The 15,776-nt window shown below is 60.2% G+C and carries 15 protein-coding genes and 4 tRNA genes; 3 read left to right on the top strand and 16 right to left on the bottom strand.

Annotation, left to right across the window (positions count from 1 at the left end):
* Window positions 1-182: 182 nt before the first annotated feature.
* The 6 genes from hupB to PVV54_RS08595 form a co-directional block, all read right to left on the bottom strand.
* The gene (gene hupB / locus PVV54_RS08620; RefSeq protein WP_054883552.1) at window positions 183-455 is read right to left on the bottom strand and encodes a nucleoid-associated protein HU-beta; all 273 of its coding nucleotides are present in this window, start codon (window positions 453-455) and stop codon (window positions 183-185) included.
* A gap of 151 nt (window positions 456-606) precedes the next feature.
* Entirely contained in the window at window positions 607-3,003 is a 2,397-nt protein-coding gene (lon, locus tag PVV54_RS08615) for an endopeptidase La (protein WP_274909519.1), read from the bottom strand.
* Window positions 3,004-3,167: 164 nt separating this feature from the next.
* On the bottom strand, window positions 3,168-4,451 hold the full coding sequence (clpX, locus tag PVV54_RS08610; protein WP_054903203.1) for an ATP-dependent Clp protease ATP-binding subunit ClpX: 1,284 nt from the start codon (window positions 4,449-4,451) through the stop codon (window positions 3,168-3,170).
* A gap of 108 nt (window positions 4,452-4,559) precedes the next feature.
* Entirely contained in the window at window positions 4,560-5,201 is a 642-nt protein-coding gene (gene clpP / locus PVV54_RS08605) for an ATP-dependent Clp endopeptidase proteolytic subunit ClpP (RefSeq protein WP_274909518.1), read from the bottom strand.
* A 91-nt stretch (window positions 5,202-5,292) separates the two neighbouring features.
* Complete coding sequence (gene tig / locus PVV54_RS08600; RefSeq protein WP_274909517.1) at window positions 5,293-6,606, bottom strand: trigger factor; 1,314 nt, start codon at window positions 6,604-6,606, stop codon at window positions 5,293-5,295.
* Window positions 6,607-6,842: 236 nt separating this feature from the next.
* Window positions 6,843-7,142: a DUF6388 family protein gene (locus PVV54_RS08595; protein WP_274909516.1), complete on the bottom strand. Its 300-nt coding sequence runs from the start codon at window positions 7,140-7,142 to the stop codon at window positions 6,843-6,845.
* Window positions 7,143-7,345: 203 nt separating this feature from the next.
* Between PVV54_RS08595 and PVV54_RS08590 the strand changes: the two genes are divergently transcribed.
* A complete protein-coding gene (locus tag PVV54_RS08590; protein ID WP_274909515.1) occupies window positions 7,346-7,702 on the top strand; it encodes a type II toxin-antitoxin system RelE/ParE family toxin in 357 nt (118 codons plus the stop codon).
* On the top strand, window positions 7,699-7,995 hold the full coding sequence (locus PVV54_RS08585) for an XRE family transcriptional regulator (RefSeq protein WP_274909514.1): 297 nt from the start codon (window positions 7,699-7,701) through the stop codon (window positions 7,993-7,995). Before PVV54_RS08590 ends, PVV54_RS08585 begins: the two co-directional genes overlap by 4 nt.
* A 133-nt stretch (window positions 7,996-8,128) precedes the next feature.
* On the opposite strand, the gene PVV54_RS08580 is transcribed toward PVV54_RS08585, so the two are convergent.
* The 4 genes from PVV54_RS08580 to PVV54_RS08565 all read right to left on the bottom strand — a co-directional run bounded on the left by PVV54_RS08580 (window position 8,129) and on the right by PVV54_RS08565 (window position 8,566).
* A tRNA-His gene (locus PVV54_RS08580) sits at window positions 8,129-8,204 on the bottom strand.
* A gap of 36 nt (window positions 8,205-8,240) precedes the next feature.
* Window positions 8,241-8,325: transfer RNA gene (locus tag PVV54_RS08575), tRNA-Leu, on the bottom strand.
* A 45-nt stretch (window positions 8,326-8,370) separates the two neighbouring features.
* Window positions 8,371-8,446, bottom strand: a tRNA-His gene (locus tag PVV54_RS08570).
* 43 nt (window positions 8,447-8,489) lie between these two features.
* Window positions 8,490-8,566: transfer RNA gene (locus PVV54_RS08565), tRNA-Arg, on the bottom strand.
* Window positions 8,567-8,821: 255 nt separating this feature from the next.
* Here PVV54_RS08565 and folD point away from each other — a divergent pair.
* Entirely contained in the window at window positions 8,822-9,676 is an 855-nt protein-coding gene (gene folD / locus PVV54_RS08560; protein ID WP_274909513.1) for a bifunctional methylenetetrahydrofolate dehydrogenase/methenyltetrahydrofolate cyclohydrolase FolD, read from the top strand.
* Between the two features lie 118 nt (window positions 9,677-9,794).
* Here folD and PVV54_RS08555 read toward each other — a convergent pair whose 3' ends face one another.
* Genes PVV54_RS08555 through PVV54_RS08530 form a run of 6 tightly spaced genes read right to left on the bottom strand, consistent with a single transcriptional unit; the run spans window position 9,795 to window position 15,714 of the window.
* The gene (locus PVV54_RS08555; protein WP_274909512.1) at window positions 9,795-11,534 is read right to left on the bottom strand and encodes an ABC transporter substrate-binding protein; all 1,740 of its coding nucleotides are present in this window, start codon (window positions 11,532-11,534) and stop codon (window positions 9,795-9,797) included.
* A 39-nt stretch (window positions 11,535-11,573) separates the two neighbouring features.
* Entirely contained in the window at window positions 11,574-11,846 is a 273-nt protein-coding gene (locus PVV54_RS08550) for a DUF2160 domain-containing protein (protein ID WP_274909511.1), read from the bottom strand.
* A 12-nt stretch (window positions 11,847-11,858) separates the two neighbouring features.
* The gene (locus PVV54_RS08545) at window positions 11,859-12,659 is read right to left on the bottom strand and encodes a carbohydrate ABC transporter permease (RefSeq protein ID WP_274909510.1); all 801 of its coding nucleotides are present in this window, start codon (window positions 12,657-12,659) and stop codon (window positions 11,859-11,861) included.
* Window positions 12,660-12,662: 3 nt separating this feature from the next.
* Entirely contained in the window at window positions 12,663-13,526 is an 864-nt protein-coding gene (locus PVV54_RS08540) for a carbohydrate ABC transporter permease (protein ID WP_013971875.1), read from the bottom strand.
* The gene (locus tag PVV54_RS08535; protein ID WP_274909509.1) at window positions 13,523-14,620 is read right to left on the bottom strand and encodes an ABC transporter ATP-binding protein; all 1,098 of its coding nucleotides are present in this window, start codon (window positions 14,618-14,620) and stop codon (window positions 13,523-13,525) included. The genes PVV54_RS08540 and PVV54_RS08535 overlap by 4 nt, the downstream gene beginning before the upstream one ends.
* The gene (locus PVV54_RS08530; protein WP_274909508.1) at window positions 14,620-15,714 is read right to left on the bottom strand and encodes an ABC transporter ATP-binding protein; all 1,095 of its coding nucleotides are present in this window, start codon (window positions 15,712-15,714) and stop codon (window positions 14,620-14,622) included. Before PVV54_RS08530 ends, PVV54_RS08535 begins: the two co-directional genes overlap by 1 nt.
* Between the last annotated feature and the right edge of the window lie 62 nt (window positions 15,715-15,776).

Raw genomic sequence — 15,776 nt, 5'->3', positions numbered from 1 at the left:
GCGTCCCCCAGAAACGGCTGTTACCACTGCATCGACAACCGCGGAGCGTGGGTAGAATCCTGATAAAAGAAAGGCGCATCCGAGGATGCGCCTTTACTTAGCAAACGTGTCAGGCGGGAACGTTTGCGACCCGCCATGACCGTGCTCGGACCTGGCAAGGCCGGGTCCGGCTGAAAGACGACTTAGTTGACGGCGTCTTTCAGGCCTTTGCCGGCCTTGAAGCCTGGAACCTTGGCAGCAGCGATCTTGATCGCCTTACCGGTTTGCGGGTTACGGCCAGTGCGCTCGGCGCGCTCTTTGACCGAGAAGGTACCGAAGCCAACCAGAACGACGTCGTCGCCTGCTTTCAGGGCACCGGTCACGGAGTCGATCACAGCGTCCAGAGCTTTGCCGGCGGCAGCCTTGGAAATGTCAGCCGATACAGCGATAGCGTCAATCAGTTCCGACTTGTTCACTCTAAGTCCCCTTATATCTCTATTGAGTTTGTTTCTAAGTATGTAAAGAAAAGCGTTGAAACGTGTGCTGGGTGGCGTGTTGACAATAACGTGCCGCTTTATAGCAAGGCCTCGAAAAAACTGTCAAGGAAAGCCCCCCAGCCAGAAACTACTAATGCGTGCTGATTCTTTCCTTCGCATCGCCATCGCGCTTTTCATCTTTCGCGACAATCTCGGGAGCCACATCTGGCAAGGGCTCCGGCGCGTATTGCAGCGCAATTTGCAGGACTTCGTCAATCCATTTGACCGGTTTGATCTGAAGATCCTGTTTGATATTTTCAGGAATTTCCTTCAAATCGCGAACATTCTCCTCGGGAATGATCACCGTCTTGATGCCGCCACGGTGAGCCGCCAGCAGTTTTTCTTTCAATCCGCCAATTGCCAGCACCTGACCACGCAGGGTGATTTCACCCGTCATGGCAACATCGGCCCTAACCGGAATTTGCGTCAACGCCGATACCAGCGCGGTGCACATGCCGATACCCGCGCTTGGGCCATCCTTCGGCGTTGCACCCTCAGGCATGTGGATGTGCACGTCGTGCTTCTCGTGGAAATCGGCGGCAATGCCCAGGCTACGGGCACGGCTGCGCACCACGGTTTGCGCGGCGGTGATGGACTCGAGCATGACATCGCCCAGCGAGCCGGTCTTGATCAGCTGGCCCTTGCCGGGGATGACCACCGACTCGATGGTCAGCAGTTCACCGCCCACCTGGGTCCAGGCAAGGCCGGTCACCTGGCCGATCTGGTCTTGCTGCTCGGCCAGGCCATAACGGAACTTGCGTACACCCAGCAGGTGCTCAAGCTGCTCGCCGGTAACCTTGACCTTGACCTGCTTCTGGCCCGTGTGCTCTTTGACCACCTTGCGACAGACCTTGGCAATCTGGCGCTCCAGCCCCCGTACACCGGCTTCGCGGGTGTAGTAACGGATGATGTCGCGAATCGCCGAGACGTCGATCTCCAGCTCTTCCTTCTTCAAACCGTTGGCCTTGACCTGCTTGGGGGTCAGGTACTTGACCGCGATGTTGATCTTCTCGTCTTCGGTGTAGCCCGGCAGGCGAATCACTTCCATCCGGTCCAGCAGCGCCGGCGGGATGTTCATCGAGTTCGAGGTGCAGAGGAACATCACATCCGAGAGGTCGTAGTCGACTTCCAGGTAGTGGTCGTTGAAGTTGTGGTTCTGCTCCGGGTCCAGCACCTCCAGCAATGCCGAGGCCGGGTCGCCACGCATGTCGCTGCCCATCTTGTCGATCTCGTCGAGCAGGAACAGAGGGTTGCGTACACCCACCTTGGTCATCTTCTGGATCAGGCGGCCCGGCATCGAGCCGATGTAGGTGCGGCGGTGGCCACGAATCTCAGCCTCGTCACGCACGCCACCCAGGGCCATGCGCACGAACTTGCGGTTGGTGGCGGCAGCGATCGACTCGGCCAGGGAGGTTTTGCCGACGCCGGGCGGGCCGACCAGGCACAACACCGGCCCGCGGATTTTTTTCACGCGCTTCTGCACGGCGAGGTACTCAAGGATACGTTCCTTGACCTCTTCCAGGCCGTAATGGTCAGCGTCGAGGATTTCTTCGGCCTTGGTCAGGTCCAGCCGCACTTTGCTCTGGGCCTTCCACGGCACTTGCACCAGCCAGTCGAGGTACGAACGCACCACGGTAGCTTCTGCGGACATCGGCGACATCTGCTTGAGCTTGTTCAGCTCGGCCTGGGCCTTGGCCAGGGCGTCTTTCGGCAGGCCGGCGGCTTCGATACGCTTTTTAAGCTCTTCGACTTCGTTGTGGCCTTCGTCGCCATCGCCGAGCTCCTTCTGAATGGCCTTCATCTGCTCATTCAGGTAGTACTCGCGCTGACTGCGCTCCATTTGCTTCTTGACGCGGCCACGGATGCGTTTTTCCACCTGCAGCAGGTCGATTTCGGCATCCAGCAGCGCCAGCACGTGCTCGACCCGCGTCGTCAGGTCGACGATCTCGAGAATTTCCTGCTTCTGCTCGATTTTCAGTGCCATGTGCGCGGCCATGGTATCGACCAGGCGCCCAGGCTCTTCGATGCTGTTCAGCGACGACAGCACTTCGGCAGGCACTTTCTTGCCCAGCTGCACGTACTGCTCGAACTGCGACAGCAGCGTGCGCACGAACACTTCCGACTCGCGATCGGCGGCGTCGGTCTCGTCAATCAGCGAAACTTCGGCACGGATGTGCCCTTCCACTTCATTGAAACGCTCGACGGAACCGCGCTGCTCGCCCTCCACCAGCACCTTGACGGTGCCATCTGGCAGCTTGAGCAGTTGCAGTACGGTGGCGACGGTACCCACGCGATACAGGGCGTCTTCGCCCGGATCATCGTCGGCGGGGTTCTTCTGGGCCAGCAGCAGGATCTGCTTCTCGCCCGTCATCGCAGCCTCTAGGGCTTCGATGGACTTCTCACGCCCCACAAACAGCGGGATGACCATGTGCGGATAAACAACGACATCGCGCAATGGCAAAAGAGGCAAGTCGAGGGTGGTCTTCATGATTTCGCCTCTACAGCGGCCTTATGGCCGGAAACCGGTGGAAATGATGCTTGGACCTAATGTGGGGGCAGGCTTGGGAAATTACAAGCGCTTAGGCAGGAAAAGCAGAAAGGGGCCCGTAGGCCCCCTTCTCGCTTGCCGCCATCACCCGGCAACCGCCTGGATCAGGCGTCGGGTGCGGCCTTGGCTTGCGGCTCGCTGTTTTCGTAGATCAGCAGCGGCTGCGACGAACCTTCGATCACGCTTTCGTCGATCACCACCTTGCTGACATCCTTCTGCGAAGGAATTTCGTACATGGTGTCGAGCAGCACGCCTTCGAGGATCGAACGCAGGCCACGGGCGCCGGTTTTGCGCTCCAGGGCCTTGCGAGCAACGGCTTTGAGCGCATCGCTGCGGAACTCGAGGTCGACGCTTTCCATCTCGAACAGCTTGGCGTATTGCTTGGTCAAGGCGTTCTTCGGCTCGGTGAGGATCTGCATCAGTGCAGCCTCATCCAGCTCGTCGAGGGTTGCCAGCACCGGCAGACGGCCCACGAACTCGGGGATCAGGCCAAACTTCACCAGATCGTCCGGCTCGACTTCGCGCAGCGATTCGCCGACCTTTTTACCCTCTTCCTTGCTGCGTACTTCGGCGCCGAAACCGATGCCACCTTTGGTGGAGCGGTTCTGGATGACCTTTTCCAGGCCCGAGAAGGCGCCACCGCAGATGAACAGGATGTTGCGGGTATCAACCTGCAGGAATTCCTGTTGCGGGTGCTTGCGACCACCTTGCGGCGGCACGGAAGCCACGGTGCCTTCAATGAGCTTCAACAGCGCCTGCTGCACGCCCTCGCCCGATACGTCACGGGTGATGGACGGGTTGTCCGACTTGCGCGAAATCTTGTCGATTTCGTCGATGTAGACAATGCCCATCTGGGCCTTTTCCACGTCGTAGTCGCACTTTTGCAGCAGTTTCTGAATGATGTTCTCGACGTCCTCACCCACGTAACCGGCTTCGGTCAGGGTGGTGGCGTCAGCGATGGTGAACGGAACGTTCAGCAATCGCGCCAGGGTTTCTGCGAGCAGGGTCTTGCCCGAGCCGGTAGGCCCGATGAGCAGGATGTTGCTCTTGCCGAGTTCGACTTCGTCACCCTTCTTGTCACGCTGGTTCAGGCGCTTGTAGTGGTTGTACACCGCTACGGACAGCACCTTCTTCGCGCGCTCCTGACCAATCACGTACTGGTCCAGGATGCCGCTGATTTCTTTCGGCGAAGGCAATTTGTGCGCGCTGCTCTCGGCCTGGGCTTCCTGCACCTCCTCTCGGATGATGTCGTTGCACAGGTCGACGCACTCGTCGCAGATAAATACCGAGGGCCCGGCAATCAGTTTGCGCACTTCGTGCTGGCTTTTGCCGCAGAAGGAGCAATAAAGCAATTTGCCGCTGTCCTCGCCGTTACGGGTGTCAGTCATTCGATCGATCCAATCCGGTAGGCTTGCAACACAAGATGAAGGCAATTGCGGGCTTTTTCAAGTCCGCAGGTAGGCGCTTTCGGCACCTACCTGCTCTGGCACCTGGGCTCAGGATACCAGTTGCCGCTTGTCGTAGACCGAGTCGATCAGGCCGTACTCGGCCGCGCGCGAGGCGCTCATGAAGTTGTCACGCTCGGTGTCACGCTTGATGGTCTCGAGATCCTGGCCCGTGTGGTAGGCCAGCAGCTCGTTCAGGCGTGCCTTGATGTTGAGGATTTCCTGGGCGTGGATTTCGATATCGGTCGCCTGGCCCTGGAAGCCGCCCAACGGCTGGTGAATCATCACGCGCGAGTTCGGCAGGCAGTGGCGTTTGCCCTTGGCTCCGGCGGCCAACAGGAAGGCGCCCATGCTGCAGGCCTGGCCGATGCAGATGGTCGAAACGTCCGGCTTGATGAACTGCATGGTGTCGTAGATCGACATGCCAGCAGTAACCGAGCCGCCTGGGGAGTTGATGTAAAGATGGATATCCTTGTCCGGGTTTTCCGCTTCAAGGAACAGCATCTGCGCCACCACCAGGTTGGCCATGTAGTCCTCTACCGGGCCAACCAGGAAAATTACTCGCTCCTTCAACAAGCGCGAGTAGATGTCGTAGGCACGTTCGCCACGGGCGGACTGCTCGATAACCATCGGGACCAGGCCGCCTGCGGCCTGGATGTCAGAGCTCTGCTGAATATAAGAATTGCGGGACATGTCCTGCGCTCACTCCCAAATAGTCATGGCTTGAATACGCACAAGCCAGCTCGAAAGCTGGCTTGTGGGGGTTTCCTACGAGAGAAGCCAGTTACTCAGCGTCGGCAGGAGCCTGGGCTGGTTTGACGGCATCTTCGTACGAGACCGACTTGTCGGTCACAGTCGCTTTCTGCAGAACAGTATCTACAACTTGCTCTTCCAGCACAACCGAACGCACTTCGTTCATTTGCTGGTCGTTTTTGTAGTACCAGGCGATGACCTGCTCAGGCTCTTGGTAAGCCGAAGCCATTTCTTCGATCATCTCGCGAACCTTGGCGTCGTCCGGCTTCAGCTCGAACTGCTTGACCACTTCGGCGACGATCAGGCCCAGCACAACGCGGCGCTTGGCTTGCTCTTCGAACAGTTCGGCCGGCAGTTGCTCAGGCTTGATGTTGCCACCAAACTGCTGAACAGCCTGAACGCGCAGACGGTTGACTTCGTTTTCCAGCAGGGCTTTCGGGACTTCGATCGGGTTGGCAGCCAGCAGACCGTCCATGACCTGGTTCTTGACCTTGGTCTTGATGGCCTGACGCAGTTCACGCTCCATGTTCTTGCGAACTTCGGCGCGGAAGCCTTCCAGGGTCGATTCCTTGATGCCGAACTGGGCGAAGAACTCTTCGTTCAGTTCTGGCAGCACCGGTGCCGATACGCTGTTGACGGTGATGGTGAACTCGGCGGCCTTACCGGCCAGGTCCAGGTTCTGGTAGTCCTCAGGGAAGGTAACGTTGACAACGCGCTCTTCGCCCGCCTTGGCGCCAACCAGGCCGTCTTCGAAGCCCGGGATCATGCGGCCGGAACCCAGTACCAGCTGGGTGCCCTTGGCCGAACCACCGGCGAAGGCTTCACCGTCGATTTTGCCGACGAAGTCGATGTTGACCTGGTCGTCTTTCTCGGCAGCGCGCTCGGCAGCTTCGAAACGGACGTTCTGCTTGCGCAGCACTTCCAGCATGTTGTCCAGGTCGGCGTCAGCCACTTCGGCGGTCAGGCGCTCGACATTGATCGACTCCAGGCCGGCAACAGTGAACTCCGGGAACACTTCGAAGATGGCGACGAATTCCAGGTCCTTGCCCTTTTCGAAGGACTTCGGCTCAACAGCAGGGGCGCCAGCCGGGTTCAGCTTCTGCTCGACGATGGCTTCGTAGAAGGAAGCCTGGACCAGGTCACCGAAAGCCTCTTGACGGGCATCGGCTTCGAAACGCTGACGAATCACGCTCATCGGCACTTTGCCCGGACGGAAGCCGGCAACCTTGGCGCGCTTGGCAGTCTGCTGCAGACGCTTGTTGACTTCGTTCTCGACGCGCTCGGCCGGAACGGCGATGGTCATGCGGCGCTCGAGAGCGGAAGTGTTTTCAACAGAAACTTGCATGGATATTCCTCGTTGCACAGACGTTAGCCGGCGATAGCCCGACTCCAGAATCAAGGGCAAACATTCTAGTGAGTCATTCACCAGAAGTCACCCCACCCAGGACGACGGGAAAGCACGCCGGTCGATTGGTTTGCAAGGCCCCAAATGGCCCCGCCTATATGAGCAGGCCGCGCAGTGCCAACGGCGCCACGCAACCGAAATAACTGGTCATACTAACTGCAGCCGCCGAAACACCCTTATTCCGGGTCGATTTCATTGAACTGGCAGTACTCCTCCCACTCCATGCCCAGCGCTTCGGCCACTTCGCGATGGGTTTCCAGGCGCATGGCCTGCAACTCTTCGGGGCTTTCGGCGATCAGCTGCAGCGCCAGCTCCCAAGGCTGAATGCCTTGCTCGTCAGCGGCATCCTCGAATGCCCATTCGATTTGCTGGGCCTGTTCGCGCGCATCGAGCTCGCGGATTTCGTCGAGCAGCTGTGGGTTTGCTTCAGTGAAGCGCTGCAGTGCCAGGGCCTGGCGGGCTTCTTTTGCAATCATGGGGGTTGCTCCTCCACCAGCCACATGGCCGGGATTCAAGCGGCTGAAATCTAACAGCTTTTATTAGGGCGCCACCAGCAGATTACAAGACCCGGAAAGCATCTTTTCAACCCACAGATACCTCCTACAGACGACGAGGAAGCAACCTCTAGCAAGATGCGGCCAACAGGGCTTGAATGAAGCACCTTTTTTGGTACACTTTCATGGACAGAAAACAACCCACGTTACCTGCCAGTTTTTATCGCACGGCATCGGGAGCCGAACCGGTGCGGGACTGGCTAAACACCTTGACCCGCGACGAGAAACGGGTCATAGGCACGGAAATCAAAGCAGCTCAGATTGGGTGGCCGATCGGCATGCCTCTCGTCAGGAAGCTGGAACGAGGACTCTGGGAAGTCAGGATCAACCTGAGCAACACAACGGCAAGAGTGCTTTTTACTGTTGAATCCGGCCGGATGATACTACTCCACGGCTTCATCAAGAAAAGCCAGAGAACACCCGCCAACGAACTTGAAACCGCCAGAAACCGCCGAATCACGCTGGAGAGCCACACACCATGAACCCCCATATCGGATCCGAGTTCGACGACTTCCTCTGCGAACAGGGCCTTGCGGAGGAAGTGACTGCCGCAGCACTGAAGCGAGTCATTGCCTGGCAGATCACGCAAGCCATGAAAGCTCAGAACGTTACCAAAAAGGCCCTTGCCGAACGCATGCACACCAGCCGCACTGCAGTCGATCGAGCCCTGGACGAAAATGACCCTGGCATGACGCTGGCCACCCTGGCAAGTGCAGCGCGCGCACTCGGGCAACGTATTGAGATACGCCTGCTGCCCGAGCACATCACCACTTGAAACCGAACGGAACACCCACTAACGCTCAGATAGGCAATTCACTGACTGCCTTTTCAATACGTCGACGCAAAAGCCCGGACGGCAGAAACAACAAAGGCGCCCGATCTCACGATCAAGGCGCCTTCGAAAAATATGGGGTGGACGATGGGAATCGAACCCACGACAACTGGAATCACAATCCAGCGCTCTACCAACTGAGCTACGCCCACCATAAAACGATGTTGCGGTACCACCTTACAGAAACATGGTGCGGACGAAGAGACTCGAACTCTTACAGCTTGCGCCGCTGGAACCTAAATCCAGTGTGTCTACCAATTTCACCACGTCCGCATAACGCATAACAAAGACACTCAACCACAGCATCTTTGTAAAAGATGGGGTGGACGATGGGAATCGAACCCACGACAACTGGAATCACAATCCAGCGCTCTACCAACTGAGCTACGCCCACCATAACGCTATGCAACTTCTACTTGCTTGCCCAAGCAGCCTAATGGCGCACCCGGCAGGACTCGAACCTGCGACCATCCGCTTAGAAGGCGGATGCTCTATCCAGCTGAGCTACGGGCGCATAAGCATTCTGCCTAGCCGAACAAGCCATCAAACCGCTCATTCTGCCCGACCTCGCCAACCAGCACCAGGTCGTACCCGACAAGTGCGGCGAATCTTATAGACGAGCGGGGGTAGCGTCAATATCTTTCTCTAAAAAATTTAAATTATTGAAGGGCTTAGGGAATTTGCCCGACCACGCGCCTTTGCCCTCGGCCCGTGTCGTGCGAGAATGCGCGTTCTTTATTGTTCCTTCTCGATGGTTAATCACGCGTCTATGACTGCACACCTTATCGATGGCAAGGCGATCGCCGCCAACCTGCGCAAGCAGATCGCTCAACGTGTCGAGGAGCGTCGCCAGCAAGGCCTGCGCACGCCGGGCCTGGCGGTGATCCTGGTCGGCACCGACCCCGCCTCCCAAGTCTATGTCTCGCACAAGCGCAAGGACTGCGAAGAAGTCGGCTTCATCTCGCAGGCCTTCGACCTGCCCAGCGATACCACGCAGCAAGCCCTGACCGACCTGATCGACCGCCTCAACGACGACCCGGCCGTCGACGGCATCCTGCTGCAATTGCCGCTGCCAGCGCACCTGGACGCGTCCCTGCTGCTCGAGCGCATCCGCCCGGACAAAGACGTCGACGGTTTCCACCCGTACAACATCGGCCGCCTGGCCCAGCGTATTCCGCTGCTGCGCCCGTGCACGCCCAAAGGCATCATGACCCTGCTGGAAAGCACCGGCCAGGACCTGTACGGCATGAACGCCGTGATCGTCGGCGCTTCCAACATCGTTGGCCGGCCGATGGCCATGGAGCTGCTGCTCGGCGGCTGCACCGTCACCGTTTGCCATCGCTTTACCAAGGACCTGGCCGGCCATGTCGGCCGTGCCGACCTTGTAGTCGTGGCCGCCGGCAAGCCAGGGCTGGTCAAGGGTGAGTGGATCAAGGAAGGCGCCATCGTCATCGACGTGGGCATCAACCGCCAGGAAGACGGCAAGCTGGTGGGCGACGTGGTTTACGAGACCGCCCTGCCCCGCGCTGGCTGGATCACCCCGGTGCCGGGTGGCGTCGGGCCGATGACCCGGGCGTGTTTGCTGGAAAACACGCTGTATGCGGCCGAAGAGTTGCATAAGTAAAGAAGAACGGCACCTCTGGCAGGTGCCGTTTTTTTTGCCTGTTATTCATCCACTGATCTTGCTGGCCTCTTCGCCGCTGCGATTTACCCGCGAAGAAGCCAGCGCGGCGCTCAGACCATCACTTGCGCGCCGCCTCCCACGATTTCAACAGCTCGCTGTAGCTGACCGTCTCGCCCTTGGGCTTCTCGTTGGCCAGCTTTGGCTTCGGCGCGCCCGGCTGGTCGAACCAGTACTGGGCATCCTTTTCCGCGTTCAGCTTGGGCGCACAGGTGGCCTGGGCGTTGGACCGCTGCAGCCGCTCCATCATGCGGTCCTGATCGCGGGCCAGGCCGTCCAGCGCCTCTTGCGGGGTCTTCTCGCCACTGGCGACTTCGGCGATGTGGCTCCACCACAACTGCGCCAGGCGCGGGTAGTCCGGCACGTTGGTACCGGTGGGCGTCCACTGCACCCGCGCCGGGCTGCGGTAGAACTCCACCAGCCCGCCAAGCTTGGGCGCCAGGTCGGTCATGGCCTGGGAGTTGATGTCCGACTCGCGGATCGGGGTCAGGCCGACGATGGTCTTCTTCAACGATACGGTCTTGGAGGTGACAAACTGCGCGTACAGCCAGGCCGCCAGCCGTTGTTTTTCGGGGGTGGACTTGAAGAAGGTCCATGAACCGGTGTCCTGATACCCCAGCTTCATCCCCTCCTCCCAGTACGGCCCTTTGGGCGACGGCGCCATACGCCACTTCGGCGTGCCGTCGGCATTCACCACCGGCAGGCCCGGCTTGGTCATGTCGGCGGTAAACGCGGTGTACCAGAAGATCTGCTGGGCAATGTTGCCCTGGGCAGGCACGGGGCCAGCCTCGGAGAAGGTCATGCCCTGGGCTTCTTTAGGCGCGTAGGCGCGCATCCAGTCCACGTACTTTTGCGTGGCATACACCGCCGCCGGGCCATTGGTGTCGCCGCCGCGGGTCACGCTGGAACCCACCGGGTGGCAGTCCTCCACGCGGATGCCCCACTCGTCCACTGGCAACCCGTTGGGCAGGCCTTTGTCGCCGCCACCGGCCATCGAAAACCAGGCGTCGGTGAAGCGCCAGCCCAGTGACGGGTCTTTCTTGCCATAATCCATGTGGCCATAAACGCGCTTGCCGTCGATTTCCTTGACGTCTTCGGTAAAGAACTTGGCGATGTCTTCATAGGCCGACCAGTTCACCGGCACGCCCAATTCGTAGCCGTACTTTTCCTTGAATTTGGCTTTGAGGTCTGGCCGCTCGAACCAGTCGGCGCGGAACCAGTAGAGGTTGGCGAACTGCTGGTCCGGCAGCTGGTACACCTTGCCATCCGGTGCGGTGGTGAAGGAAATGCCGATGAAATCCTTCAGGTCCAACGTGGGCGAGGTGTAGTTCTTGCCCTCGTTGGCCATCAGGTCGGTAATCGATTCCACCTTGCCATAGCGAAAGTGCGTACCGATCAGGTCGGAATCGTTGACCCAGCCGTCATAGATGTTCTTGTCCGACTGCATCTGCGTCTGCAGCTTTTCCACCACGTCGCCTTCCTGCAGCAGGTCGTGGGTCAGCTGGATGCCGGTGATTTCGCTGAAGGCCTTGGCCAACACTTTGGACTCGTATTCGTGGGTGGTGATGGTTTCCGACACCACGTTGATCTTCATCCCACGAAACGGCTCGGCGGCCTTGATGAACCATTTGAGCTCCTCAAGTTGCTGCTCAGGTGACAGGGTGGACGGCTTGAACTCGCTGCCGAGCCACTTCTTTGCCGCATCCTCGTACTGGTCAGCCCAGGCGCTGCCCTGCATGCCGGCCAGTACCAGCAATGCGGCCAGGGTCAAATGTCGCCGTTTGTGATTGTTATCGAACATTGTGATCTCCCGATTGAGTTATTCCCCGGAGCCTTGCGCTCAGCCCCAGCGCAGCACCACCACGAGCCAGGCCAGCGACAGCAGCGAGGCCACCCACAACGGCCAGTCGCTAAGCCCCACCACCAGCAGATGCAGGTAGGCGCTGGCCAGCAGGCCGATGAACAACCGGTCGCCACGGCTGGTGACGATCGGCAAAAAACCGCGCCGCTCCACGCACGGGCGGCGCAGCTCAAGCAAGGTCATGCACAGCAACAACACGCCGACAGCGGCAAAGAACAGCGCCGTGGGCAGGGTCCAGGCCATCCACTCCATACGTACGCCTCCTCACACCCGGCCCAGGGCAAAGCCCTTGGCCACATGGTTGCGAACGAACCAGATCACCAGCATGCCCGGCAAAATGGTCAGCACCCCCGCCGCCGCCAACACCCCCCAGTCAATGCCGGAGGCAGACACGGTACGGGTCATCACCGCGGCAATCGGTTTGGCATTCACCGAGGTCAGGGTGCGCGCCAGCAGCAACTCGACCCACGAGAACATGAAGCAGAAAAACGCCGTCACGCCGATGCCCGAGCCAATCAGCGGAATAAAAATCTTCACGAAGAAGCGCGGGAAGCTGTAGCCATCGATGTAGGCCGTTTCGTCGATCTCCTTCGGTACGCCAGACATGAACCCCTCCAGGATCCACACCGCCAGCGGCACGTTGAACAGGCAGTGGGCCAGGGCCACGGCAATGTGCGTGTCAAACAGGCCAATGGACGAATACAACTGGAAGAACGGCAGCAGGAACACTGCCGGCGGCGCCATGCGGTTGGTCAGCAACCAGAAGAACAGGTGCCGGTCGCCCAGAAAGCGATACCGCGAAAACGCGTAGGCCGCCGGCAATGCCACCAGCAGCGAGATAACCGTGTTCAGGCACACGTAATACAGCGAGTTGATGTAGCCGCTGTACCAACTGGCGTCGGTGAAAATCACCCGGTAGTTGTCCAAGGTGAACGCCTGCGGCCACAGGGTGAGGCCGCCAAGGATCTCGGTGTTGCTCTTGAACGACATGTTCAGCAGCCAGTAGATCGGCACCAGCAGGAAGAAGAAATACAGCAGCAGGGCCAGCGTCTTGCGTGTGCTCATGGCCTAGTCCTTGTCGGCGTGGGTCATGGCGGTGTAGAACAACCACGACACCAGCAGGATGATCAGGAAGTACACCAGCGAAAACGCCGCCGCCGGGCCCAGGTCGAACTGCCCCACCGCCATGCGCGTGAGGGTCTGGCTAAGGAACGTGGTGGCATTGCCCGGCCCACCGCCGGTCAGCACGAACGGCTCGGTGTAGATCATGAAGCTGTCCATGAAGCGCAGCATCACCGCGATCAGCAGCACGTTCTTCAACTTGGGCAGCTGGATGTGGCGGAACACCGCCCAGCCCGATGCACGATCAATGCGCGCGGCTTGGTAATACACATCCGGGATGGCACGCAGCCCCGAATAGCACAGCAAGGCCACCAGCGACGTCCAGTGCCACACGTCCATCACCAGCACGGTCAACCAGGCATCGAACGGGTCGCCGGCGTAGTTGTAGCTCACCCCCAGCTTGGCCAGCGTGGCCCCGAGCAGGCCGATGTCGGCGCGGCCGAAGATCTGCCAGATGGTGCCCACCACGTTCCACGGGATCAGCAAGGGGATCGCCATGACAATCAGGCACACCGAGGCCATGCGGCCCTTGGTCGGCATGGTCAGGGCGATGGCGATGCCCAGCGGGATCTCGATCAGCAGCACGCAGGCCGAATAGATGAACTGGCGCAGCAGGGCATCGTGCAGGGCCGGGTCACGCAATACCTGGCGGTACCAGTCGGCGCCGACGAAGTAGCGGTTGGACTGGTCGAAAATGTCCTGCACCGAATAGTTGACCACGGTCATCATCGGCACCACGGCGCTGAAGGCCACCAGCAGGAACACCGGCAGTACCAGCCACCAGGCCTTGTTGTTCGGCACCTTGTTCATGGCCCGGCCTCCAGCAGCAGGTCGTTCACGTACAGCATCAACCACTGCGCTGGCAGGCTTACCCAGGCCTGCTCGGCCGGTAGCGGGCGGTCTTCAGCCAGGCGCGCTTTCAACGTGGCGCCGCCCAGCTTCAGGGTGACGATGCGATAGGTGCCCAGGTCCTCGATGTCCAGCACCTGGGCCGCCAGGGCATCTTCGAACGGCGCGTCCCACAGCTGCACGAACTCCGGGCGAATGCCGACTTGCAGCCGCCCGCCTCCCAACGTTGCCAGGCGCTCGCGCAAGCCTTCAGGCAAAGGCAGATGGACATCGCCGAATGCCACCCCGCCCGCCTCGGCACGCACGTCGATCAGGTTCATGCCGGGGCTGCCGATGAAGTAGCCGACAAAGGTATGCCGGGGCCGCTCGAACAACTCACGCGGGGTACCAAACTGGACGATGCGCCCGCCATGCATCACCGCGATCTTGTCGGCGAAGGTCGAGGCCTCCAGCTGGTCGTGGGTGACGTAGATCATGGTGATGTTGAACTGCTCGTGAATCTGCTTGAGCTTGCGCCGCAGCTTCCATTTAAGGTGCGGATCGATCACCGTCAGCGGTTCATCGAAGAGGATGGCCGACACGTCGTCGCGCACCAGGCCACGGCCCATGGAGACTTTCTGCTTTTCGTCGGCGCTGAGGTTGCGTGCCTTCTTGTGCAGTACCGCCGACAGGTCGAGCACATCGGCAATCTCTTGCACCCGGGCCAGTACCCTGCCCTCGTCAAGGCCCTGGTTGCGCAAGGGGAAGGCCAGGTTGTCGAACACCGTCATGGTGTCGTATACCACCGGGAACTGGAACACCTGGGCAATGTTGCGCTGCTGCGGCGACAGGTCGTTGACCGCCTTACCGTCGAACAGCACCTCGCCGTGGGAGGGGGTCAGCAGCCCGGAGATGATGTTGAGCAACGTGGACTTTCCGCACCCGGAAGGCCCGAGCAAGGCATACGCACCACCCTGCTCCCACACATGCTCAAGCTCGTGCAGGGCATAGTCCCCCTCGCTGGCAGGGTGACGGCTGTAACTGTGCGCCAGTTGGCGCAGGTGGATTTCGGCCATCAGGCACTCCTCGCCTGGCGCAGGCCCGGCGCCTGCACCAGCAAACCTGCGCTGTCGAAGACAAACAGCTTGTGGGTGGGGATGAACACCCGGATCGGCGTGTCCACCGGGTATTCGTGTACGCCCGGCAGGTGCAGCACCATCCGCCAGTGCTCGTTGCGCACGTGCAGGAAGGTTTCCGAACCGCTGATTTCGGCCAGTTCCACCAGCACGGCCAGCTCCAGATCATCGTCATGGGCCGGCACCAGGGTGATGTGGCTGGGGCGTACGCCGAAGCGGTAATCGCCATCGCCCAGGTGCTGCAGGTCAAGATTGAGGGCAAAGTGCACTGCCTGGGCCAGGCTTACCTCGTTGCCATGCACGCGCCCGGGTATCAGGTTGATCGGCGGCTCGGAGAACAGCTCGGCAGCCAGCACGCTGCAGGGCCGCTGGTAAACCTCAGTGGTGGGGCCGCTTTGCACGATGCGCCCCTCATGCAGCAAGGTGGTGGTGCCGCCCAGCGCCAGTGCCTCATTGGGTTCGGTGGTGGCGTACACGGCAATGCAGTTGCGCGCGGCAAACAGCGCACGCAGTTCTTGGCGCAAGCCCTCGCGCAGCTTGTAGTCGAGGTTGACCAACGGCTCGTCGAACAGGATCAACGAAGCATCCTTTACCAGCGCGCGGGCCATGGCCGTGCGTTGCTGCTGGCCGCCGGACAATTCCAGGGGCAAGCGCTGCAGGAAGGGGGAAATGCGCAGCATCTCGGCGGTTTCCTGCACCCGCCGACGAATCTCGGCCTCCGGCATGCGCGCCTGGCGCAAGGGCGAGGCGATGTTCTCGAATACGCTCAATGTCGGGTAGTTGATGAACTGCTGATACACCATCGACACATTGCGCAAACGCACCGGCACCCCGGTCACATCCTGGCCATCCATCAGCACGCGGCCACGGTCCGGGCGGTCGAGCCCGGCCATCAGCCGCATCAGGCTGGTCTTGCCGGCCAGGGTACGGCCCAGCAGCACATTGAACGAGCCCGGCTCGAAACGCAGGGAGGCATCGACGACCCAGGCCTGGTTATCGACACTGCGACTGACCTGCTCCAGCACCAGCGACATGGCGTGGCCTTTTTGTGATTGTTGTGCCGCTCACAGAGCCAGAACCGTGCCAGCTCAAGCAC

The organism is Pseudomonas sp. PSKL.D1 (assembly GCF_028898945.1).
GTDB lineage: Bacteria > Pseudomonadota > Gammaproteobacteria > Pseudomonadales > Pseudomonadaceae > Aquipseudomonas.
Note: the sequence above shows the minus strand (reverse complement) of the source record. Positions and strands in the feature narration are given on the sequence as shown.

What these genes read in the sequence shown, in the direction of transcription:
- PVV54_RS08555 (WP_274909512.1), bottom strand. Translation starts at nt 11,534, where the DNA reads ATGTTCGATAACAATCACAAACGGCGACATTTGACCCTGGCCGCATTG.
- lon (WP_274909519.1), bottom strand. Translation starts at nt 3,003, where the DNA reads ATGAAGACCACCCTCGACTTGCCTCTTTTGCCATTGCGCGATGTCGTT.
- PVV54_RS08535 (WP_274909509.1), bottom strand. Translation starts at nt 14,620, where the DNA reads ATGGCCGAAATCCACCTGCGCCAACTGGCGCACAGTTACAGCCGTCAC.
- folD (WP_274909513.1), top strand. Translation starts at nt 8,822, where the DNA reads ATGACTGCACACCTTATCGATGGCAAGGCGATCGCCGCCAACCTGCGC.
- clpP (WP_274909518.1), bottom strand. Translation starts at nt 5,201, where the DNA reads ATGTCCCGCAATTCTTATATTCAGCAGAGCTCTGACATCCAGGCCGCA.
- clpX (WP_054903203.1), bottom strand. Translation starts at nt 4,451, where the DNA reads ATGACTGACACCCGTAACGGCGAGGACAGCGGCAAATTGCTTTATTGC.
- PVV54_RS08545 (WP_274909510.1), bottom strand. Translation starts at nt 12,659, where the DNA reads ATGAGCACACGCAAGACGCTGGCCCTGCTGCTGTATTTCTTCTTCCTG.
- PVV54_RS08585 (WP_274909514.1), top strand. Translation starts at nt 7,699, where the DNA reads ATGAACCCCCATATCGGATCCGAGTTCGACGACTTCCTCTGCGAACAG.
- PVV54_RS08595 (WP_274909516.1), bottom strand. Translation starts at nt 7,142, where the DNA reads ATGATTGCAAAAGAAGCCCGCCAGGCCCTGGCACTGCAGCGCTTCACT.
- PVV54_RS08550 (WP_274909511.1), bottom strand. Translation starts at nt 11,846, where the DNA reads ATGGAGTGGATGGCCTGGACCCTGCCCACGGCGCTGTTCTTTGCCGCT.
- tig (WP_274909517.1), bottom strand. Translation starts at nt 6,606, where the DNA reads ATGCAAGTTTCTGTTGAAAACACTTCCGCTCTCGAGCGCCGCATGACC.
- PVV54_RS08590 (WP_274909515.1), top strand. Translation starts at nt 7,346, where the DNA reads ATGGACAGAAAACAACCCACGTTACCTGCCAGTTTTTATCGCACGGCA.
- PVV54_RS08530 (WP_274909508.1), bottom strand. Translation starts at nt 15,714, where the DNA reads ATGTCGCTGGTGCTGGAGCAGGTCAGTCGCAGTGTCGATAACCAGGCC.
- PVV54_RS08540 (WP_013971875.1), bottom strand. Translation starts at nt 13,526, where the DNA reads ATGAACAAGGTGCCGAACAACAAGGCCTGGTGGCTGGTACTGCCGGTG.